Here is a 21753-nt window from a genome sequence, read left to right on the forward strand (position 1 = left end):
CAGCCGGAGACGGCGCCGGGGTGGCGATTTTAGCGCCAATCGGGGCAGGGACGTCGGCGCCGGCGGGCCGGCGTCGAAATCAACCCTAAAGTTGGCAGGATTTTTGCAGATAACCCAATAGCACCCACCGTGGCTGGCGCCGCAGGCGCTGGTGACCGGAATTGGAACAGGGGCCGGTACAGGCGCACGGTGGGGAAGCAGAGGGGCCGGCAGTCGGGGGACTGTCCGGCCCTGTTTTTTGGGGCGGCTGGGAACGCGTCATCCACGCATGGCGTGGATCTACTGCCCGCGCGCCCTGGTGTCCCAAACAACAAACGGCCCCGCAGTGCGGGGCCGTTCGCCTTCAAAGGTGCCGACATCCGACAGGGCCGGAACAGGGGGGATCCAGATGTTCCTGTCGGATATCGACGTAGAGCTGTTTGGGACGGGCCCTTAACGCTTTTGTCACTTTGTGACGCTGGCCGTCACCACCTGCGTAGATTGAGGCTTGGACCGTGTGAAATGCAAGATGGAACAAGCGTCAACTGTGCGCTATCTCTCACGATCCATGGCACGCCAGGGGGAACTGTTCATCCTCGGCGCACGCGGAGCCGGAGCCGGACGCGCCTGCGGCGGCGGCGAGGGGCGCTCGAGCCGCTGTGCAGGCTGCGGCGGTCGACGCATCGAATCCATGTTGCGCCAGGGCGAGCCGCCATTGTTCTGGCGCGGCGGCGGTGGCGGGCGGTTTTCGCCGCCGTTGCCGGGACGCGGTGGCGGGCGGTGGTTGTGGTGCGGCGGGCGGTAGATCGGCCGCTGGTAGTACGGGCCGCCATAGCCGTAATAGCCACCGCCGCCGTAATACGGATAGCCGTAGTCGGACGGGTAGCCATAGGGGTAGCGGTACTCCACCGACGGCGCACCGTGGTAGTAACCGCCGCCGCGACCACCGACATAGTCATAGGTGGTGCAACCGGTCAGGGCCAGCAGCAGGCCACCGGCAAGCATCAGGCGCGTTTTCATGATGGGTCCCCCCAGAGGACGGGTATGCAGGCAGCTTCAGCCGCCGGCGTTGAATCAGCCCTTAATTCCGCCGGCCAGGATGAATGGCGGTGTAGGCATGCATGCTGGCATGACCGATGGCGCCCTCGCCAGCGCGGGGCCATACGTTAATCTTGCGTCATGAGCGATTCACTGTTGCCCCGCGCTGATGACGTCCTCGCCGCCGCCGCGCGGATCGCGCCCCATGCCAGCGTGACCCCGGTGCTGCGCTCGCGCACGCTGGATGCGTTGGCCGGTGCGCAACTGGCGTTCAAGGCCGAGCACCTGCAGCGCGGCGGCGCGTTCAAGTTCCGCGGTGCGTGCAATGCGGTGTGGTCGCTCGATGCCGACCACGCCGGTGCCGGTGTGGTGACCCATTCCTCCGGCAATCACGGTGCCGCCTTGGCACTGGCTGCCCGCACACGGGGCATTCCCTGCCATGTGGTGGTGCCGGAAGGGGCCGTGGCCGCCAAGCTGGCCAATATTGCCCGGCATGGCGCCACCCTCTGGCGCTGCCCGGCCACCATTGCCGACCGCGAGGCCACCTGCGCCAAGGTGCAGGCCGATACCGGCGCCACCCTGGTCCATCCGTACACCAACCCCGCGGTGATCACCGGGCAGGGCACGGCCGCGCTGGAGCTGCTGCACAGCGAGGGGCCGTTCGACGTGCTGGTGGTGCCGGTGGGCGGTGGTGGTTTGGCCAGTGGCACCGCGTTGGCCCTGCAGCACGCCAGCCCGGGCACGCGGCTGGTGCTGGCCGAGCCGGCCGGTGCCGACGACACCGCCCGTTCGCTGGCGACCGGCAAGCGCCAGGAGGCATTTACCCCGGACACGATCTGCGACGGACTGCGCACGCTGATCGGCGCACCCAACTTCGCGCTGCTGCAGGCCGCGGGCGCCGAGGTCATCGTGGTTGACGATGCCGCCACCGTGGCGGCGATGCGCCTGCTGTGGGACGTGCTCAAGCAGGTGGTCGAGCCGTCCTCGGCGATCGTGCTGGCGGCGGTGCTTGCCCAGCCCGCGCGCTTTGCCGGCCTGCGCGTTGGACTGGTGCTGTCCGGCGGCAATGTCGATCTGCCTGCCCTGCGTTGGGGAGCGCCATGAGCCGCGGCCGCCATCGCGAACGTACCGGCCTGCTCGGTTGGGTGTGGCGGTTGTTCGTACTGCTGGTGATCTGGCTGCTGGGCGTGACCGCCTGGATCGTCTGGGTCGGCGAGCGCGACCAGGCGGCCAAGGCGGACGCGATCATCGTGCTGGGTGCGGCGGCCTACGATGCCAAGCCCTCGCCGGTGTTTGAAGAGCGCATCCGCCACGGCCTGGATCTGTACGACGCCGGCTACGCGCCATTGCTGATCTTTACCGGAGGATACGGCGGCACCGGTGCGCGCTTCTCGGAATCGCAGGTGGCCCGGCGCTATGCGCTCAAGCACGGCATTCCCGATGAGGCGATCCTCATCGAGACCGCCTCGCGCAATACCGTGCAGAACCTGGTCGAGGCCAAGCGGCTTATGGACCAGCGCAAGCTGCATTCGGTGATCATCGTCAGCGACCCGCTGCACATGGCGCGCGCGCTGCGCCTGAGCAAGGCGCTGGGCATCCAGGCGTTGGGCTCGTCCACGCCCAGCACGCGCTTCCGCAGCTTCCATACCAGCTGGCGCTTCCTGGTGCAGGAGATCTACTTCTTCCACCGCGACCTGGTACGGCCGCCGTTGAGTTCACCGGCCAATACCTGAGCCGCTGCTGCTGCGCTCGCCGGGCATGGCCCGGCGCTACCCACACGCGCGCCTGGCAGCGCCGGGCCATGCCCGGCGGCGCCTTCGAATCAGGTCTGCTTGCGCCGGATCGGGATCGCCGACACCGGCACGGACGCAATGTCATGCCCACCTTCGCGGATCGGCGCGCCCGGATCCGGCGCCCAGGCATGGGCGTAGATCACTTCCCAGCTGCTGGGCAGCTTGCCATCGGCACGGCGCATCGGTTCGTACGCCGCCGCTGCCGCCGCGAACCGCCCCCGGCCGGTCAACGTATGGCGGCGATCGACCCGTGCGTTGGTCGCGCCCATCGCGCGCAGCTCGCGCATCAACGAGGGCAGGTCGTCGTAGGTCAGGGTGAACAGGTCGCGGTCCAGTACCGGATCGCGGAAGCCGGCCATCATCAGCGCATCGCCGAACTGGGCGATCTGCGCGAAGCGGCTCACGTGCGGGCGGTCGTCGGCGGCGGCGAAGGCCTCGCTGAGCTCGACCAGCGTTTCCGGCCCGAACGTCGAACACACCAGCAACCCACCGGGCTTGAGCACGCGGCGGAAACCGGCGAACACCGCCGGCAGGTCGTCCACCCACTGCAGGCACAGGTTGCTGAAGATCACATCGACGCTGTTGTCGGCCAACGGCAGCGCCGTGGCATCGGCGGCCAGGCGCTGGAACGGCTTCCACCAGCCGGCCTGGCGCTTGGCCTGGTCGAGCATCGGCAGTGCCACGTCCAGCGCGATCACCTGCGCCTTCGGCCAGCGCTTCTTCATCAGCGCACTGGCATGGCCGGTGCCGGCACCGATATCCAGCACCACCTCGGGCTTGCGTGCCTCCAGGTAGTCCAGCGATTCCAGCAGCCGCGACTGCACCTCGCGCTGCAGGGCGGCGGCAGCGTCGTAGCTGGTGGCGGCGCGGGCGAAGGCGCGGCGGACATGGCGGGCATCGAAGTGGGACGGCATTGCAGAAGTCTCTTAGAACGTACCGGGGTAGGCGCCGCCGTCGATCAGCAGGTTCTGCCCGGTGAGGTAACCGGCCTGTGCACTGCACAGGAAGGCGCAGGCGGCGCCGAATTCGTCCGGCGTGCCGAAGCGGCCGGCCGGGATCTGCTGGCGGCGGCGTTCGGCCACCGCCTGCACGTCCCCGTCCTGGCCGGCGGCGTGGGCGAAGTTGGCGCGCAGGCGGTCGGTATCGAACTGGCCGGGCAGCAGATTGTTGATCGTGACGTTGTGGACGACGGTGCGCCGCGCCAGCCCGGCGACGAAGCCGGTCAGACCGCTGCGCGCGCCGTTGGACAGCGCCAGCGCGTCGATGGGTGCCTTCACCGATGACGAGGTGATGTTGACGATGCGGCCGAAGCCGCGCTCGATCATCGCGTCCACGGTGGCGCGGATCAGCGCGATCGGTGCCAGCATGTTGGCGTCGAGCGCGGCGATCCAGTCGTCGCGCTCGAACGTGCGGAAGTCGCCCGGCGGCGGACCGCCGGCGTTGGTCACCAGGATGTCGACCTGCGGGCAGGCGGCCAGCGCCTGGGCGCGGCCCGCCTCGGTGGTGACGTCGGCGGCGATCGCATGCACTTCAGCGGCACCGCGCAGCGTACGCAGTTCTTCAGCCGCGGCCTGCAGCGCAGCGTCACCGCGGGCGACGATGACCACGTTCACGCCTTCGCGCACCAATGCGCGCGCGCAGCCCAGGCCAAGCCCCTTGCTGGCGCCGCAGACCAGTGCCCAGCGGCCGGAAATGCCCAGATCCATGCGTCAGTCCTGCACAAGCTTAGGAAGGCTCATTGTCCGCCATCGGCCGGTGACAGGCCGGCAACGAAGTGTTGCAGGGCGGCTGCAACGTGATCGGCATGGCCGAGGAAGGGGGCGTGGCCGCCCTGGCCGACGGTCAGCGACTGCCCGCCGGGCGCCAGCGCGGCAGCGGCCTGCATCGCCGCCGGCGAGACCAGACGGTCACGCTGGCCGGCAATCCACAGGCTGGGCTTGCCCAGTGCGGGCAGGGCGCCGCGCAGGTCGGTGCTCTCCAGCAGCTGCAGGCCCTCGTGCAGTGCGCGTTCGGTGGGCGCTCCGCGTTCGACCAGGCGCTGGCGCAGGGTGCGCAGTTCCTCGCGGGCATGCGCCGAACCCATCACGTCCAGTGCCAGGAAACGTTCCAGGGTTCCCCTGAAGTCCTGCGCGAGGTCACGACCGAACTGCTCGAACACCGATGGCTCCACCGCATGCGGCCAGTCATCACCGCGCACGAAGCGCGGCGTGGCGGCGATCATCGCCAGACCACGCACCTTCGGCAGCGTAGCCGCCGCGTGCAGCGCGAACAGGCCGCCCAGTGACCAGCCGCACCACACCGCCGGCGGCGTGGCCGCGGCAATGGCGTTGACCACGAACGGCAGGCGCAGCGGGGTGCTGTCGTCGCGGCTGTGGCCATGGCCGGGCAGGTCGACCAGATGCAGCGTGAATCGATCGGCCAGGCGCTGCACCAGCGGCGCAAACACGCCGCCCTGCAGGGCCCAGCCGTGGATCAGTATCAGGTCCGGCCCATGGCCGGTCACTTCAATATGCATGGGGAACTACACGATCACTCAGGCCAGCGCCGGCAACGACGGCGGCAGCACTTCGCGCGCGGCAAAGGCCACGCGGTCGCGTGCAACGGCGATGGCGTCGACCAGGCCGCGTACCTGCTCGGTGGTGTGCAGCGCGGACAAGGTGACGCGCAGGCGCGCCTTGCCTTCCGGCACGGTCGGTGGGCGGATCGCGCCGACCAGCCAGCCGGCCTGCTCCAGCGCCTGCGACATTGCCATGGCAGTGTGGTCGTCGCCACACAACAGAGGCTGGATCGGCGTTTCCGATGCCATCAGATCCAGCCCATGACGTCGCGCTTCGCTACGGAACAGGGCAATCAGATCGGCCAGCTTCGCGCGGCGCCAATGATCGCGGCGGGCCAGGCGCACCGCTTCCAGTGCGGATGCCGCCAGCGCCGGCGCCATGGCGGTGGTGTAGATGTAGGGGCGTGCGGTTTCGGCCAGGTGCTCGATCAGGTCTTCGCGGCCGAGCACCAGCGCGCCGGAACCGCCGAGCGCCTTGCCCAGGGTGACCAGCTGCAGCGGCACATCGTCCACGCCCAAGCCGGCGGTGGCGACCGCGCCACGGCCATCGCCGAGCACGCCCACGCCATGTGCATCGTCCACGTAGAACAGCGCCTGCTGCAGGCGCGCGACCAGCGACAGCGCACGCAGCGGCGCGATATCGCCATCCATGCTGAAGACACCGTCGGTAGCCAGCATCGCTGCGCCATCGGGCGCATGCTTGAGCTGGCGCATCGCACCTTCCGCGTCCAGGTGCGGGTAGCGGCGCAGGCGCGCGCCGGCCAGCCGGGTGGCATCGAGCAGACTGGCGTGGTTGAGCTTGTCCTGCACGCAGACATCGTTCTCTTCGCCCAGCAGCGCCTGCTGCACGGCCAGGTTGGCGGTGAAGCCACTGCCGAACAGCAAGGCACGCGGGTAACCGAGCCACTCGGCCACTTCGCGTTCCAATGCGTCGTGCAGCGCGTGGTGGCCGCAGACCAGGTGCGAAGCACCGGCACCGGCACCTTCGCGCGCGGCGGCGTCCTGCAGTGCATTGACCACGCTGAACTGCTGGGCCAGGCCCAGGTAATCGTTGCTGCAGAAGCCGGTCAGCCAGCGCCCATCGACTTCCAGGCGCACACCATCGCGACGGGTGACCGTGCGCCGCGGACGGCGACGGCCTTGTGCATCGCGCAACGCGCGCTGGGCTTGGAGGCGGGCGGTCAGGTCGGGGCGTGCCATGGCGGCTGGATGCGGCGACGGGGCGGCTAGGGTAGCGCGTTGCCGCGACGCCTGCTTGGCCGCCGGCTCAGGCCGCGTGGGCGCAGCCACAGCCGGGGCCATCGGTGCTGATATCGGCATGCACGGTGCCGCCATGGTCATGACCGTCGGCGTCCACCTGCACCGTCATCGGCTGCAGGCCCAGGCGTGCGAACAGGGCCATGTCGCGCTCGCTCTCCGGGTTGCCGGTGGTCAGCAGCTTGTCGCCATAAAAGATGGAGTTGGCGCCGGCGAGGAAGCACAGCGCCTGCAGCTCGTCACTCATCGACTCGCGGCCGGCCGACAGGCGCACCATCGAACGCGGCATGGCGATGCGGGCCACGGCGATCATGCGCACGAACTCGAACGGGTCCAGCTCGGCACTGCCATGCAGTGGCGTGCCGGCCACCTGCACCAGCTTGTTGATCGGCACCGAATCGGGATGCGCCGGCAAGGTGGCCAGCGCGAGCAGCAGGCCGACCCGCTGCGCGCGTGTTTCGCCCATGCCAACGATGCCGCCGCAGCAGGTCTTCAACCCCGCATCACGGACATGGCCCAGCGTATCCAGACGATCCTGGTACTGCCGGGTGTGGATGATCGACTCGTAGTAGTCCGGCGCGGTATCGAGGTTGTGGTTGTAGTAGTCCAGGCCGGCGTCCTTCAACGCGCGCGCCTGCTCGCCACTGAGCATGCCCAGCGTGGCGCAGGTTTCCAGGCCCAGCGCTTTCACCCCGGCGATCATTGCCGCCACCTTGGGGATGTCGCGGTCCTTCGGCGAACGCCACGCTGCACCCATGCAGAAACGCGAGGCACCGGCCGCCTTGGCCTGGCGTGCCTTGGCCAGCACCGCGTCGGTGTCCATCAGTTTCTGTGCGTTGACCCCGGTGCTGTAGCGCTGCGCCTGCGGGCAGTACGCGCAGTCTTCCGGGCAGCCACCAGTCTTCACCGACAACAGCGTGGATACCTGCACCTGGGCCGGATCGAAGTGCTCGCGGTGGACGGCGGCGGCGCGGAACAGCAGTTCCGGGAGGGGCAGGTCGAACAGCGCCTGCAGTTCGTCGTGGTGCCAGTCGTGGCGGATGGCGGTTGCCATGGCGGGACCTTGGAAGGGCTGGAGCGAGGGCGCAGTCTGGGTGGGGTTGGGAACACTGTCAACTATTAATATGAAATGTTGGTTTACAGGAAGTCGTCGCCCGGGTCAGTTGCAGCGGTGCTAAGTTCGCCGCTACGCATGGAACGTGAGAATCGGCATGGACACGCACAAGAACGCCGCAACCCTTCGCAACGCTGTGCTGTGCAGCCTGGCTGATCTGCCCGATGGAGGCTTGCGCGTGGTAATGGATGACCTGCGGAAATCGGACACCGCCGGTATGTGGCAGCACCGCACGTTCGTTACGTTCAAGGACTATCCACCAGGCATGCTTGCCGACCCGGTAGGCCTGTCCGAAGCGGAGTTGGCAGACTTTGGCTTCTTCGTGCTGGTCCGCCTGCTGGCTGTAAATGGCCGGCTGGCTGACACTGACGACGCGCCGGACTGCGATGCGCACCTCACCAACGAACAGCGGCACCGCATCGCAGCGCTGACCGAGGAGGACGTCGCGCGGATCGATCAGCAGCTGCTTTCCCACTGTGACGACCAGTTCCGCAAAGTCGCCTATATCGTGGGCACGGCGATGTCGTTGGATCCCGAACGTCCGCCGCGAATTCCAGATGTGTTCTACGCAGGGCGTGTGCGCAAGCTGGTCGAGCGTGGCGCGCTGCAGGCTGCCGGCGACCTGTCGCGCATGCGCTACAGCGAAGTGCGCCGGGTCAGCTCTGCTTGAAGACGGTTCTCTGCCCGATCGCGCCGGACTTTCGAACGTCGGACCGGCCCAGCCCGGGAATCAGGAAATCGGCAGGGCTGCGGCCATGCTTGGTCTTCTCGGCAAGCCAGCGCGGCATCCGGCCACGGCCCGACCACGTGTTGCGCTTGTTGTCCGGGTCGCGGTACTTGGCCGCTACCTTGCCCGCCTTGCGCCGTGTGGCGGGTTTGCGGACCGGTGCAGCGGCCTCGGCGGGCGCGGCCCCGATCAGCTCTTCAATCGTGTAGCCGCACTGCGCGGCGAAGGCGATCAGCTTGCGACGGACAACGGCCACGGGGCGGCGGCTGGCAACCAGCGCCCTCCGCTGCTCGGCAGCAGTCACAAGGGCGTTCAGTTCGCGCAGGCTCAGGTGTTCGACGTCGATTGTCATGCCGCGAAGGGTCCGGACATCCCGGCAGCCTGTCAAGCAGCGGACGGTTCACCCAACCCGCCACAACGAGGCCACTGCCGGCCGCAAATGGTCAGACGCGGAGCGCGCGCTTCACCTACTCGCATGTGCTGGCTTCGCCGATGGGCAGCATCCACCTGCGTGGCGATGCTGCGGCATGCGCCTCCCACTGCCTTCTGTCCTTGGTGAACCGTTGCAGGCTGCCTTTCGCCTGTTGCTGCCCCTGCGCTGCCTGGTCTGCAGCGAGCCCGGCCACGACACCCTCGACCTCTGCGTCGCCTGTCTCGCCGACCTGCCGTGGGCGGGTCGCGCCTGCCTTCGCTGCGCGCTGCCGCTACCGGATGCAGCCCTGCCCATCTGTGGAACCTGCCGCGACGAGCCGCCACCGCAGACCGCGACCCATGCGAGCCTGTTGTACCTGCCGCCGGTCGATCAGCTGCTGGTCCGCTACAAATTCCACCAGGACCTGGCTGCCGGACGCCTGCTTGCGCAGTTGATGCTGCGCAACCTGCCACCGTGGTCGTGCGCGCCGCTGGTACCCGTACCACTGCACCGCAAGCGACTGCGTCAGCGTGGCTATGACCAGGCCGCCGAACTGTGTCGCCTGCTGCAGTTGCCGACGTGGCGCGGGCTGTACCGCCGCCGCCACACCGCGCCGCAGTCCGAACGCAGCGCCGAGCAGCGCCGCGACAACCTGTTCGACGCCTTCGATGTGCGCGGTGCTGTACCGGCGCGGCTGACCATCGTCGACGACGTGATGACCACCGGCAGTACCGTGCTGGAAATTGCAGAGACGTTGCGGTTGGTGGGGTCTGAAGACGTGCGGGCGTGGGTCTGCGCTCGCGTTCCGTGATCGCCCCTTTCATCCGCAAGGGCTAGGATGGCCACGAACCCGGATCGAAGGAGTGGTCATGAATTCCCCCTTGTCTCCCCTGTTGTCGGCCGTTGGACGCAGCTGGTGGATCCTGCTGCTGTACGGTCTGGTCGCGCTGGGCTTCGGCATCATCGCGATCGGCTGGCCGATGTCGGCGGCCATCGCGCTGGCCTGGACGCTGGGTGTAATGGCCATCGTCGAGGGCGTCATCAGCCTGCTGGCGCTGATCACCGGTGCCAGCGGCGCCTCGCGTGGCTGGCTGCTGCTGTACGTGGTCGCCTCGCTGGGCTTCGGCATCCTGGCGGTGATCAATCCACTTGCCACCGCCAGCGTGCTGGTGCTGTTCCTGGCGGCATGGCTGCTGGTGGCAGGCATCTATCGCATCGTCTTCGCCATCCGCGTGCGCAGGCAGATCCAGGGTGAGTGGTTGCTGATTCTCAGCGGCGTGCTGGCCATCGTGCTGGGTCTGCTGTTCGCGGCCAACCCCTATGCAGGCGTGGCGGTGACCACCCTGTGGATCGGCATCGGCAGCCTGCTGTACGGCGTGCTGCAGGTGCTGGTGGCGTTCAAGCTGAGGAAGCTGCGCTGATGCGGGGCTGGAGCAGATGGGCGCTGCTCGGCGGTGGCCTGGCGGTGTTGCTGCTGGCGGGCTGCAACCGGGTGCTCCCGGCGGAGACCCGGCATCCGCCGCGGGAGGGGGTGCAGGTGCAGATGCGTGAGGTCGATCCCGATGGCCGCGCTACCCTGCAGTGGCAAGGGCGCAGCATCGCCGTGAAAGCGCCGCCGATGCTCACCAGTGCCGATATCCTCGACGTGCGAGCGGCGTTGGATGCTGCGCACCAGCCCGTACTGGAACTGACGTTCCGCAGGGAGTCCGCCGGCCGGTTGCTGCACGCGACCGAGGCCCTGGTGGGCAAGCAGGTGGCGCTTACCGTCGATGACCACGTGCTGTCCGTGGCCACCATAGCGGGCCCTTTTGGCGAGTCCATGCAGGTGGCCGGTACCAACATGAGCGTGGCCGAAGTGCACGACATGGCGCGCTACATCGTGCACGGCGGCCCTGCGCCGCCACAGCAGCGCTGAATCAGCGCTGCTTCCCCGCAAACCCGGCTTCGATCTCTTCCAGCGAGCGCCCCTTGGTCTCCGGCAGCCAGAAAGCGGCCACCAGGAAGAACACGAACGTGCAGCCCGCCCAGAACAGGAACATGCTGGCGTAGCCGTAGTGCCCCACCGTCGGCAGGAAGATGGCGGCAATGGTGGTGGATACGAACTGGTTGATCAGCAGCGCGATGCTCATGCCGTTGGAGCGGATGCGGTTGGGCATCAGTTCGGACAGCGCCAGCCACACGCACACGCCTGGGCCAACTGCGAAGAACGCCACGAATACCAGGATGCAGGCAGCGACGGCCCAGCCATGCGCGGGCGGCGGAATCGGGCCGATACGGGCTTGCTCGATGCGCAGCGGTGCCTGCGCGGCACTGGCCGGGTCGGCGAACGGATTGAGGTGCAATGTGCGGAAGAACGCGCCGATGACGCTGTCCGGTTGCACGGTGCCGGCGCGCTCGATGCGCAGCTCGCGGTCGGTCAGGTTGTCGCTGCGCAGCGCGCGCACGTTGGTGAAGTCGCCATAGGCGTAGGACACGGTCAGCTGCAGCGGCCGGCCTTCGCGGTCGATGCCACCGGCAAGCCGCTGCCACTGCGCCTCATCCAGTACCAGTTGCAGGCCATCGCCACTCACTGCGGCCTGCAGGTGCGGCTGCACGTCGGCGCGGCCCCGTTCGGCCTGGAAGAACAGCGTTGCTGCGGCCAGCAGGGCCACGCAGATGCCACCGCTGCCCAGCATCAGCAGGAACTTGCGACCCTTGCGGTCGACCAGCAGCAGCGCGGCGACGGTCATCACCGCGTTGAGCAGTTTGATCGCCACGTCGGCGCCGTTGGCCACCGAGCCGGACAGGCCTGCCTGGTTGAGGATGTTGACCGCATAGGCCAGCACCGAGTTGATGCCGGTGGCCTGGGTGCAGGCCAGCACCACGCAGGCCAACACGAACGGCACCACGTAGCGGCGGCTGAGCAGCGGGTCACGCTTGCCGCTGCTGCTGCTCGATTCCGGAGCCTGGATCTGCGCCAGGGTGGGCTCGACGTCGGCAGCGGGCAGCACGCGCTGCAGGCTGCGGCGCGCATCATCGATGCGGCCACGACGCACCAGCCAGCGCGGTGATTCGGACAGCCAGAAGATGCCGGCGCAGAACAGCAGGCCCGGTGCCAGGCAGGTCCAGAAGATGGTGCGCCAGGCGTGGTCCTTCACCGTGAACAGCGCCTGCGCCTGCTGCGCGACCGGCAGCGAGCGCACCGACTCTGTGGCGGCGTCCACGGCATGGGCGTGGTACAGGCCGATCAACGCGGCCAGCACCAGGCCGACGGTCAGCAGCAGCTGGAACATCGCCGCGCCGCGGCCGCGTCGTTCCGGGCTGAGCACTTCGGCAAGGTACAGGGGAATGACCACGCCGATCAGGCCGCCGCTGACACCCTGCAGCAGGCGCCCCAGCAGCAGCGGGGTGTAACCCGACGCCAGCGCCATGATCGGGATGCTGGCGGTGAACAGCACGCCGGCCAGCAGCATCGCGCCACGGCGGCCGATGAGGTCGGCGATCATGCCGGCGAACAGCGAGGACAGCACGCTGCCCAGCAGCACCGCAGCGACGACAAAACCGAGCTGCTGGCTGCTGAGCTGCCAGGCGTGGCTGGCGGTAGCTTCAAGATAGGGCAGGGCGCCAGCGATGATGCCGATGTCGATGCCGTACAGCAGGCCACCGAGGCCGCCGATGAAGAGCAGGTAACGTACGGGCCAGCGCGGGGCGGTGGAAGCGGGTACGGCAGGTGCAGTGGCTGCGGTCATCGGCTCGTTCCTGGACTAACGGGAGGGTGCGTGGCTGATGCAATGCGCTTGCGCGCCTTGAGTGCGGCATCCGGGCCGCATGGCGTGTGTCAGTCCAGATCGATCAATCGACCGCCCACCACGACCTGCTGCAGGCGAAGTTCCGCACCCAGCACCACCAGGTCGGCACGGGCGTCGGGCGCAATGCGGCCGCGATCGCTCAAGCCCAGGTAATCGGCCGGGAAGGTGGACACGCGCTGCGATGCGTCAGCCAGATCCAGACCCACCTGCACCAGGTTGCGCAGCGCCTGGTCCATGGTCAGCGCGCTGCCGGCCAGCGAGCCGGTGGCCAGGCGCACGCAGCCGCCGCACTTGTGCACGCGCTGCTCGCCCAGCGCGTACTCGCCATCGGGCATGCCGGTGGCGGCCGTCGCGTCGGTTACCGCATACAGGCGCGGAATCGCGCGTGCGGCCAGACGGATCACGCCGGGATGGATGTGCTGCAGGTCGGGAATGATCTCGGCGTACTGCGCATGCGCCAGGGCAGCGGCGGCGATGCCCGGCCGGTAGTGGTCGACGCCGGTCATGCCGTTGAACAGATGGGTGAAACCGGAAGCGCCGGCCTGCAATGCGGCCACGCCTTCCTCGTAGGTGCCGGCACTGTGGCCGAGCTGCACGCGGATGCCGAGTGCGGACAGCGCGGGGATCAGTGCGGTGTGCTCGCCGATCTCAGGCGCCAGCGTCATCACCCGGATCGGTGCCAGCGCGTGCAGCCGCCGCACCAGCGCCATCGTCGCCTCGATCGTACGATTGGGTTGTGCGCCCAGCCGCTGCGGGCTGATGAAGGGGCCTTCCAGGTGCACACCGGCGATGCAGGCGGCATCGGCATCGGGCGCTGCCATCGTTGCCGCAACACCCCGCAGCGCGTATTCGATCTCGTCCAGGCCGGCAGTCATGGTGGTCGCCAGCAGCGTGGTGGTACCAAAGCGCGCATGGGTGCGGGCGATGGTGCGGGCCACGTCGCCGCCCTGCATCAGGTCGACGCCGGCCGCGCCATGCACGTGCAGGTCGATGAAGCCGGGCAGGATCACCGGCAGCTGCGGGTCATCGCCGCCGCTGTGGTCATCTACCTGCAGCTGGCGCACGTGTGAATCGAACTGCACCTGGCCGCGACGCCAGCCCAACGGGGTGAGGATGCGGCCGTGCAGGGAGCGGATATCGGTCATGCGGGAGGCTCGGCGATGATCACTTCGATGCCCAGCCGCTGCAGCCCCTCGCGGGTCGCGTCGTCGATGCCGGCGTCGGTGATGATGGCGTGGATCTGATCGAGGCGGGCGATGCGGTGCAGGCTGACGCGTCCGAATTTGGAGGCGTCGGTGAGCACCACGATGCGCCGCGCGCGTTCGACCATGCGGTGGTTGAGGCGGGCTTCGGCTTCGTCGTGGGTGGTCAGGCCGAACTGCAGGTCCAGGCCATCCACGCCCAGGAACAGCGTGTCGAAACTGTAGGAGTTGAGGCTGGCTTCGGCCTGGCTGCCCTGCAGCGACAGCGATTGCTGGCGCAGCAGTCCGCCGGTCAGCAGCACGGTGATGCCGGCGGCGTTGGCCAGTTCCCAGGCGATGTTCAGGCCGTTGGTCATCACCGTCACATCGCGGTGTCCGCGCAGATGGCGGGCCAGGGTCATCGTGGTGGAGCCGGAGTCGATGATGATGTTGTCACCGGCTTGCACCAGGCGCGCGGCCGCCGTGCCGATGGAGTCCTTCAGCGGCAGGTTCAGCGCATCCTTTTCGTGGATGTCCTGTTCCTGCGGCGGTGTACGCACCAGGGTGGCACCGCCGTGGGTACGCGTGGCCAGCCCCTGCGATTCGAAGTGGGTCAGGTCGGCACGGATGGTCACCGCCGACACGCCGAAGCGCTCGACCAGATCGGCCACCTGCACCGAGCCGTGCTCGATCAGCAGCTGCAGGATCTGTTGCCGGCGGGAGCGGGTGTTGCGCATGGCCATTCTCGGTTTCGCAGGGAAAGGTAGAGATTAGCCGTTCGCAAGATCGGCGGCAGCCGGACTTGCGTTGTGCTTGCGGGTTCCAGCCTGGTTGGCGCTGCAGGCGCGGGCGTATTCGCCCAGGCACAGGCCGATGCGATGCTGCACCAGGGCGGTAGGCGTATTGGCCAGGGTGCCCTCGCGCACGGCGCGGTACTGCTCCGGCAGGTACTGGCTGAGCAGCACCAGCGGCGGCGCGTGCTGTTCCAGGTTGGCGAACAGGGTCTGCACGGCCTGCACCAGCGCCGGCTCGCCCCAGTAGTAGCGGCAGCGGTCGCTGAAGGAATAGCTGCGCAGCAGGCGCAGGGTCGCTTCGTCGCCCTGGTAGTAGGACTGCCAGGACTTCGGCTGCGCCACCATCACCTCGTCCAGCACCTGCGGCAGGCGCGAGCACTGCGCGGCCGGCAGCAGCTCGGCCTCGATGGCAGCGAGTGCGAACAGCGCTTCGCGGTAGGCGAAGGTGGCCGCGGGGCCGACCTTGAGGATGGCGAAATGGTCGCGCACCAGGGCATGCAGGCCGCTTTCGCGCTGGTAGTCGGTCGAATGCGCTTCGAACACGATGCGCGGCTGCTGTTCGAGGAAGTCGGCCAGCTTGCTGGCGGCGGCCGCGTCGTACTCGTGCACGCTGCTGTGGTCGAAGTCCACGCCCGGCTGCACCACCATGGCCAGCACACGCTGCCATGCATCGCGCAGCAGCGGGGTGTCGAAGGCCTGCCGGTGGATGGCCAGGGTCTGCGCAGCGGCAGCCGGGGTGGTCACCTGCAGGCCACCGGCCAGCGAGGCTTCGCCACCGGGAATCGGCACTTCGGTACCGATGACATAGACCGGCGGCGGCAGGCCGTGCTCGGTGGCGGTGCGCTCGGCGATCTCGGCCAGCTCGGCCGAACGTGCAGCAACGATGGCATCGGGCAGCGGCACCGGGTCATCGGCGCAGGACATGCTGCAGTCCAGGTGGATCTTGTGGAAACCCGCGGCGACGTAGGCCTCGATCAGCACGCGCGCATGGGTCATCGCTTCGGCGGCCGGGCGCTTCTGCCAGGCGTTCGGGCCAAGGTGGTCACCGCCGAGGATCAAGCGCTCGCGCGCGAAGCCTTCCTCATCGGCCAGGCTGCCGACGTAGTCGCGGTACTGCGGCGGGGTCATGCCGGTGTAGCCGCCGAACTGGTCGACCTGGTTGGAGGTGGCTTCGATCAGCAGCACGGTATCGTGTGCCAACGCCACGTGCATGGCCGCGCGCAGCACCTGTTCGTTGCTGCAGCAGACGCTGTACAGGCCGACGTTGTGGCCGGCGCGGTGGGAGGCAAGCAGGGTCTGCAACGGGGACATGGTCAAGCTCCGGACATCAGGAAAACGAGGGTTGGCAGGCCAGCAGGGCGGCACCGCGTGCACCACCGGCATCGCCGAAGCGCGGCGGCACGATGGGCGGCACCTGCACGCCGTTGAACAGATGCGCGGCGATGGCCGCCGGCAACAGCTGGTACAGCGGTGCGTACTGGGACAGGCCGCCACCGAGCACGATCACGTGCGGGTCCAGCGCCAGCACCAGGGCGGCCAGGCTGTGGCCGAGCAGGTCGCGATGGATGTCCAGCGCCTGCCGTGCACGCGCATCGCCGGCTTCGGCCAGGGTGACCACCACGCTGGCATCGGCAGCGCTGCCACCGAGGTGGCGCTCGATCATCGCCAGGCCACTGCCGGACACGTAGCGCTCCACGCAGCCTTGCAGGCCACAGGCGCAATCAATGAGCGGCAGGCCATGACGCTGCAGCAGGTGACCCGGCACGCTCCAGTGGCCCCATTCGCCGGCCAGGCCGTTGAAGCCGGACAGCAGGCGCCCCTGCAGGCAGAAGCCGCCACCGGCACCGGTGCCGAGGATGGCGCCGAACATGCTGGGGTAGCCATCGGCGGCGCCACCGTGCGCTTCAGAGAGCGCAAAACACTGCAGGTCGTTGCCGAAATGCAGCGGACGCTGCAGGCGTGCCTGCAGATCAGCCGCCACGCATTGACCGGTCAGCGCAGGCACATTGGCGCTGAGCTGGCGGCCGTTGCGACGATCACGCACGCCGGGCAGGGCGATGCCGATGGCCGCATCGCTGCGACCCAGCGCAGCATCGGCTTCAGCAACCAATGTCACCACCGCCTGCAGGAAGCCGTCGTAGTCACCCTGCGGGGTAGCCACGCGGCGGCGCCAGGTGACCTGCATCGCCGCATCGCACACCACCAGTTCGATCTTGGTGCCGCCGATGTCGATGCCGTAGCAGGCGTTGGCGATCAGCTCAGCCATGGTGGATGGTGACACCCTTGACCACGCGGTTGACGGTGCCGTCCGGGAACGGATTGTCGGGGGTGAGGCCGAGTGCGGCCGAACGCTGCAGCGCGTACAGCTGCGCAAAGCCCAGCCACACCGGCGCCAGCCACGGGTCATCCAGGGCAGGCACGGTGAGGGTGTAGTCATCGTCGGCGCCGATATCCGAATGCGGGCCGATCGACAGCACCTGGCCGGCCACGCCGTCGCGGCGCAGTTCTTCCAGCAGGTCCTGCTCATAGCGGCGTGCCAGCGGCTGCACGCTGCGCAGCACGACCACCAGGGTGCTGCCGTCCAGCGTGGACTTCGGCCCATGGCGGAAGCCGAGCGGGGTGTTGGCCAGCGCCAGCACGCGGCCGGCGGTCAGCTCCAGCACCTTCAGCGCAGCCTCGCGCGCCAGTGCTTCCAGCGGGCCGCTGCCAAGGTAGATGACCCGGTTGAACGGGCGCTGCGCCAGCGCGGCCACAGCTGCATCCCACTGCGCCTGGCCTTCGCGGGCCAGACCGGCAATCTGCTGCAGGCGCGCGATGCGCGCATCCCACGGCGAACGGTCGAACACGGTCAATGCCGCCAGCAGCATGCAGGTCAGGCTGCTGGTCATGGCGAAGGCGCGGTCGCAGCTGGCCGACGGCATCAGCAGGGTGCAGGTGTCGGCACGGCCGGCGCCACGGCGGGCCAGTTCGCCCTCGGCATTGCAGGTGATGTCCAGGAAGCGCGCATCGTCCACGTCACTGCGCACGCGGTCGACGACGGCAACGCTTTCGGGGCTGGAGCCGCTGCGGCCGAACGACACCAGCAGGGTCGGACGATCGCGCTGCAGGTACAGCGCAGGATGGGTGAGCAGGCTGGTGGTATGCACCACGCGCACCTCGGCCGGCCACTGCGCGTTGATGGCATCGGCCACCATTTCAGCGATGAAGCCGGAACTGCCGGCGCCGGTGAACAGCACGCACTGGTTCGGGTCGTTGAGGCTGTCGCCGAGGAAGGCCTGCAGGCGGTCGCGGGCACGCGACAGATCCTGTGCAAGGGCTTCCCACAGCGCCGGCTGCTGGGCGATTTCGGTAGCGGTATCGGCTCCGCCGCGGCGCTGCCAGGCGGACACATCGGAAAGCAGGGTGACGTCCATTCGGAGGTTCCAGTTGGGCCAGCGCACCATCTGCGTTTTCTTTCGAAATGTCAAATACCGAAAGTAAAAAGAAAGATATCGCAGTGATGGCTTTCCCCGCGCGGCATGACTCTGGAAACGAAAGAAACCGCCGAATGCCGTATCGCACAATGCTTAACAGACACCTGCAAGCGGTTACACAAAGTATTGCGCCGCAACAACTTTCGTTTCATCTAAATATATCTTCCTTTTTCCTTTCAATTTGTTGACATCTTTCGAATCGCTGCCCTAGAGTCGGCCCAACCGCTTTCGAAACGCCCGGTGAACGGGTTGGGAGTCCGTGTGGAAATCTGCGTTCCTCGTTCGCCACTGCTGCTGGCCCTGTTGCCGGCACTGCTGTCGGCGTCCCTGTCGGCCCAGGCCGCACCGGTCGGCAACCTGCGCTCGGTCAGCGCCAGTGCCAGCACCGACGGTGTAAATGGCTGGGACCTGCAGACCGACAACGGCACGCGCATCCGCATTGAGCTGCCGGCCACCGACATCATCCGCGTACAGGCCGGCCGCAACGGCAAGCTGACCGGTGCCGGCGACAAGGCCGCGCCGATCGTGCTGCCGCAGCCCAAGGCCAACGTGCAGGCACAGCTGGAAGAAGACGCGCAGGAGATCCGCGTGCGTACCGCTGCACTGGTGCTGCATGTGCAGCGGCAGCCGTTGCGCCTGCGCCTGGAGCGCCTGGACAACGGCCAGCCCACCGCGCTGTGGCAGGAACTGCAGCCGCTGGACCTGGATGCCGCGCAGAGCGTGCAGGTGCTGTCCTCGCAGGCCGATGAAGGCTATTACGGCGGTGGCCAGCAGAACGGCCGCTACCAGTTCAAGGGCCGCGAACTGGAGGTCTCGTACTCCGGCGGCTGGGAAGAGGGGGATCGCCCGAGCCCGGCACCGATGCTGCTGAGCAGCCGTGGCTGGGGCATGCTGCGCAATACGTGGAGCGATGGCAGCTACGACCTGCGGCAGAGCGACCAGGCCACCCTGCTGCATCGCGAAGACCGCTTCGATGCGTACTACTTCGTTGGCGCTGACCTGCCGAAGCTGATCGAGCGCTACACCCAGCTGACCGGCCGCCCGAACATGGTCGCGCGCTGGGCGCTGTCCTACGGCGATGCCGATTGCTACAACGACGGCGACAACAGCAAGAAGCCCGGCACCGTGCCCGAGGGCTGGAGCGACGGCCCGACCGGCACCACCCCCGATGTGATCAACAGCGTGGCCAAGCAGTACCGGGCCAACGACATGCCCGGCGGCTGGATCCTGCCCAACGATGGCTATGGCTGCGGCTACAAGCAGTTGCCTGAGACGGTGAAGGGCCTGGCCGGGTACGGCTTCCGCACCGGCCTGTGGACCGAGAACGGCGTCGACAAGATCGCCTGGGAAGTGGGCAAGGCCGGCAGCCGCGTGCAGAAACTGGACGTGGCCTGGACCGGCAAGGGCTACCAGTTCGCGATGGATGCCAACCGCCAGGCGTTCAACGGCATCCTCGACAATTCCGATTCCCGCCCGTTCCTGTGGACGGTGATGGGCTGGGCCGGCATCCAGCGCTATGCCGTGGCCTGGACCGGCGACCAGAGCAGCAGCTGGGACTACATCCGCTGGCATGTGCCGACCCTGGTGGGTTCGGGCCTGTCCGGCATGGCCTACGCCAGTGGCGATGTGGACGCGATCTTCGGCGGCAGCGCCGAGACCTTCACCCGCGACCTGCAGTGGAAGGCGTTCACCCCGGTGCTGATGGGCATGAGTGGCTGGTCGTCGAATGCGCGCAAGCACCCGTGGTGGTACGACGAGCCCTACCGCAGCATCAACCGCGATTACCTGAAGTTGAAGATGCGCCTGACCCCGTACATGTATGGGCTGGTGCATGAGGCTGCGCAGACCGGTGCACCGCCGGTGCGTGGCCTGATGTGGGACAACCCGCGCGATCCGCACGCGCAGGATGAAACCTACAAGTACCAGTTCCTGCTCGGCCGCGACCTGCTGGTTGCACCGGTGTACCGCAGCCAGGCCGCCAGCCGTGGTTGGCGCCGCGACATCCACCTGCCCGCCGGCGGCTGGATCGACTACTGGGATGGCCGCCGCGTGCAGGCCGCCGCCGATGGCCGCCAGCTGGACCGCCAGGTGGACCTGGCCACGCTGCCGGTGTTCGTGCGTGCCGGTGCGATCCTGCCGATGTACCCGTCGATGCTGTTCGACGGCGAGAAACCGCTCGATGAAGTGACCTTCGACCTGTACCCGCAGGGTGATTCGCAGTACACGCTGTACGAAGATGACGGCAACACCCGCCGCTACCAGCAGGGCGAATCGAGCACGCAGCGGATCAGTGTGCAGGCGCCGGCACAGGGCAGTGGCCCGGTGCAGGTGCAGATCGATGCGGTACAGGGCCAGTACAACGGCCAGCTGGCACAGCGCCGCTATGGCCTGCGCGTGCTCAGCCGGCAGGCGCCGCGTGCGGTGCAGGCCGCTGGCCGCGCGCTGCCGGCGCTGGCCGACGCGACCGCATTCAACAGCGCCAGCGAGGGTTGGTACTTCGATGCCAAGGAGCGTCGCGGCACCCTGCATGTACGCACCGCGGCGCAGGACATCCGCCAGCCGCTGCAGCTGCAGCTGGACTTCGCCGTCGCCGCCGCGGCCGCCGACGATGCCTATCCGGCTGCACCGGTGCTGGGCCGCGAACTGCCGGCCGACAGCCTGCTGGTGGTCAACCGCCCGGCCGAAGAACCCGGCCATGCGCTGGAAAATGCCTTCGATGATGATCCGGCCACCTGGTTCCGCAGCGTGCGCAACCAGGCCGTGCGCACCGGTGCCCATGAGTGGGTGATCGGTTTCGGCGAACGGAAGATGATCGATGGCATCGACATCGCGCCGCGCAACGACAAGAACTGGAAGCACGGCCAGGTGCGCGACTACGAGGTGTACCTGGGCGACAGCAATGGCGAGTGGGGTGAACCGATTGCCCGCGGCCACCTGCAGCTGAAGGAAGGCACGCAGCGCATCGACTTCCCGGCCCACGCCGGCCGCCTGCTGCGCTTCCGCGTGCTGAGCGTGCAGAACCCCGAAGGTGACGGTGCCTCCAGCACCGATCCGATGGTGACCGCTGCACAGGGCAGTGCGCGTGCCTTCGACGCGCTGCAACCGCGCGACGTCGGCCCGATTGCGCTGTCCACCTTCCACATCCTCGAACACCAGGAACCGGAGCGACCGGCCCGGCAGCGCTATCTCTCCGAGCTGCCGGTGCCGGCCGCGCTGGCCAGCCATGTGCACGCCGACAAGGCGTTCACCGGCGACGCCGGCATGCGCATGAACGGCCTGCAGTTCCGCCGCGGCCTGGGCGTGTCCGCCAACAGCCGCATCGACCTGCGCCTGCAGGGGGGATGGCGCCTGCTGCGTGCCGACCTCGGCATTGACGACGCCTGCCGCACGGCCGGTGGCCTGCAGTTCCAGGTCTGGGGCGACAACCGCCTGCTGTATGACAGCGGCCTGGTGAAGGCGCCCGGCGTGGTCAAGCCGGAGCTGGACATCCGTGGCCTTTCCACCCTGAGCCTGCGCACGCTGGGTGCGCAGGGCAGCCAACCCGCCCAGGTCTGTGCCAACTGGGCCAACGCCGTGCTGATCGGCCAGGAGGGCGACTCCGCCAGCATCGTCGCCCCATGACCGCCACGTAACACCGCTC

20 protein-coding genes are annotated in these 21753 nt (G+C 68.2%); 7 read left to right on the plus strand and 13 right to left on the minus strand.

All coding sequences use genetic code 11. The features are described 5' to 3' along the window. Positions 1–531: 531 nt before the first annotated feature. Positions 532–999, minus strand: a complete 468-nt coding sequence (locus ACUXVE_RS02325; RefSeq protein WP_445513732.1) for a hypothetical protein — start codon at positions 997–999, stop codon at positions 532–534. A 159-nt stretch (positions 1000–1158) separates the two neighbouring features. On the opposite strand from ACUXVE_RS02325, the gene ACUXVE_RS02330 reads away from it, so the two are divergent. After that, on the plus strand, positions 1159–2121 hold the full coding sequence (locus ACUXVE_RS02330; protein ID WP_445513733.1) for a pyridoxal-phosphate dependent enzyme: 963 nt from the start codon (positions 1159–1161) through the stop codon (positions 2119–2121). Beyond that, positions 2118–2750 (plus strand): YdcF family protein, encoded by a 633-nt coding sequence (locus tag ACUXVE_RS02335; protein WP_093819415.1) that lies wholly within the window; start codon positions 2118–2120, stop codon positions 2748–2750. The genes ACUXVE_RS02330 and ACUXVE_RS02335 overlap by 4 nt, the downstream gene beginning before the upstream one ends. Before the next feature lie 89 nt (positions 2751–2839). Here ACUXVE_RS02335 and bioC read toward each other — a convergent pair whose 3' ends face one another. The 5 genes from bioC to bioB all read right to left on the minus strand — a co-directional run bounded on the left by bioC (position 2840) and on the right by bioB (position 7678). Continuing rightward, entirely contained in the window at positions 2840–3724 is an 885-nt protein-coding gene (gene bioC / locus ACUXVE_RS02340; protein ID WP_445513734.1) for a malonyl-ACP O-methyltransferase BioC, read from the minus strand. A 12-nt stretch (positions 3725–3736) separates the two neighbouring features. After that, on the minus strand, positions 3737–4516 hold the full coding sequence (locus ACUXVE_RS02345) for an SDR family oxidoreductase (RefSeq protein WP_132823731.1): 780 nt from the start codon (positions 4514–4516) through the stop codon (positions 3737–3739). Positions 4517–4545: 29 nt separating this feature from the next. Continuing rightward, positions 4546–5325, minus strand: a complete 780-nt coding sequence (gene bioH / locus ACUXVE_RS02350; RefSeq protein WP_445513735.1) for a pimeloyl-ACP methyl ester esterase BioH — start codon at positions 5323–5325, stop codon at positions 4546–4548. Between the two features lie 18 nt (positions 5326–5343). After that, positions 5344–6567: an 8-amino-7-oxononanoate synthase gene (gene bioF, locus ACUXVE_RS02355; protein WP_025877495.1), complete on the minus strand. Its 1224-nt coding sequence runs from the start codon at positions 6565–6567 to the stop codon at positions 5344–5346. 67 nt (positions 6568–6634) lie between these two features. After that, a complete protein-coding gene (bioB, locus tag ACUXVE_RS02360) occupies positions 6635–7678 on the minus strand; it encodes a biotin synthase BioB (RefSeq protein WP_222388179.1) in 1044 nt (347 codons plus the stop codon). A 157-nt stretch (positions 7679–7835) separates the two neighbouring features. Here bioB and ACUXVE_RS02365 point away from each other — a divergent pair, with 157 nt between their 5' ends. Then, positions 7836–8408 carry a DUF3658 domain-containing protein gene (locus ACUXVE_RS02365; RefSeq protein ID WP_445513736.1) on the plus strand — a complete coding sequence of 191 codons (573 nt, stop codon included), beginning with the start codon at positions 7836–7838 and terminating at the stop codon, positions 8406–8408. Here ACUXVE_RS02365 and ACUXVE_RS02370 read toward each other — a convergent pair. Further along, positions 8395–8817, minus strand: a complete 423-nt coding sequence (locus ACUXVE_RS02370; RefSeq protein ID WP_445513737.1) for an H-NS histone family protein — start codon at positions 8815–8817, stop codon at positions 8395–8397. The genes ACUXVE_RS02365 and ACUXVE_RS02370 overlap by 14 nt on opposite strands. A gap of 175 nt (positions 8818–8992) precedes the next feature. Between ACUXVE_RS02370 and ACUXVE_RS02375 the strand changes: the two genes are divergently transcribed. From ACUXVE_RS02375 to ACUXVE_RS02385, 3 genes are read left to right on the plus strand one after another with little or no spacing between them, the layout of a single operon-like run. Next, the gene (locus tag ACUXVE_RS02375; RefSeq protein WP_445513738.1) at positions 8993–9688 is read left to right on the plus strand and encodes a ComF family protein; all 696 of its coding nucleotides are present in this window, start codon (positions 8993–8995) and stop codon (positions 9686–9688) included. Positions 9689–9746: 58 nt separating this feature from the next. Then, the gene (locus ACUXVE_RS02380; RefSeq protein WP_089237595.1) at positions 9747–10298 is read left to right on the plus strand and encodes an HdeD family acid-resistance protein; all 552 of its coding nucleotides are present in this window, start codon (positions 9747–9749) and stop codon (positions 10296–10298) included. Further along, on the plus strand, positions 10298–10792 hold the full coding sequence (locus ACUXVE_RS02385) for a SecDF P1 head subdomain-containing protein (protein ID WP_445513739.1): 495 nt from the start codon (positions 10298–10300) through the stop codon (positions 10790–10792). Before ACUXVE_RS02380 ends, ACUXVE_RS02385 begins: the two co-directional genes overlap by 1 nt. A gap of 1 nt (position 10793) precedes the next feature. On the opposite strand, the gene ACUXVE_RS02390 is transcribed toward ACUXVE_RS02385, so the two are convergent. From ACUXVE_RS02390 to ACUXVE_RS02415, 6 genes are all read right to left on the minus strand, one after another. After that, complete coding sequence (locus tag ACUXVE_RS02390) at positions 10794–12605, minus strand: MFS transporter (protein ID WP_222388182.1); 1812 nt, start codon at positions 12603–12605, stop codon at positions 10794–10796. Between the two features lie 89 nt (positions 12606–12694). Beyond that, a complete protein-coding gene (locus ACUXVE_RS02395) occupies positions 12695–13810 on the minus strand; it encodes an N-acetylglucosamine-6-phosphate deacetylase (RefSeq protein ID WP_445513740.1) in 1116 nt (371 codons plus the stop codon). Then, on the minus strand, positions 13807–14583 hold the full coding sequence (locus tag ACUXVE_RS02400) for a DeoR family transcriptional regulator (protein ID WP_049465791.1): 777 nt from the start codon (positions 14581–14583) through the stop codon (positions 13807–13809). The genes ACUXVE_RS02395 and ACUXVE_RS02400 overlap by 4 nt, the downstream gene beginning before the upstream one ends. Positions 14584–14616: 33 nt before the next feature. After that, positions 14617–15951 carry a D-tagatose-bisphosphate aldolase, class II, non-catalytic subunit gene (locus ACUXVE_RS02405; protein WP_445513741.1) on the minus strand — a complete coding sequence of 445 codons (1335 nt, stop codon included), beginning with the start codon at positions 15949–15951 and terminating at the stop codon, positions 14617–14619. 16 nt (positions 15952–15967) lie between these two features. Beyond that, the gene (locus ACUXVE_RS02410; protein ID WP_025877472.1) at positions 15968–16906 is read right to left on the minus strand and encodes an ROK family protein; all 939 of its coding nucleotides are present in this window, start codon (positions 16904–16906) and stop codon (positions 15968–15970) included. Then, positions 16899–18053 carry an SIS domain-containing protein gene (locus ACUXVE_RS02415; protein ID WP_445513742.1) on the minus strand — a complete coding sequence of 385 codons (1155 nt, stop codon included), beginning with the start codon at positions 18051–18053 and terminating at the stop codon, positions 16899–16901. Before ACUXVE_RS02415 ends, ACUXVE_RS02410 begins: the two co-directional genes overlap by 8 nt. Positions 18054–18374: 321 nt before the next feature. On the opposite strand from ACUXVE_RS02415, the gene ACUXVE_RS02420 reads away from it, so the two are divergent. Next, positions 18375–21734, plus strand: coding sequence for a TIM-barrel domain-containing protein (locus ACUXVE_RS02420; protein ID WP_445513794.1), 3360 nt, complete (start codon positions 18375–18377; stop codon positions 21732–21734). Positions 21735–21753 lie beyond the last annotated feature (19 nt).

It is taken from the genome of Stenotrophomonas sp. 3(2025), assembly GCF_052665395.1.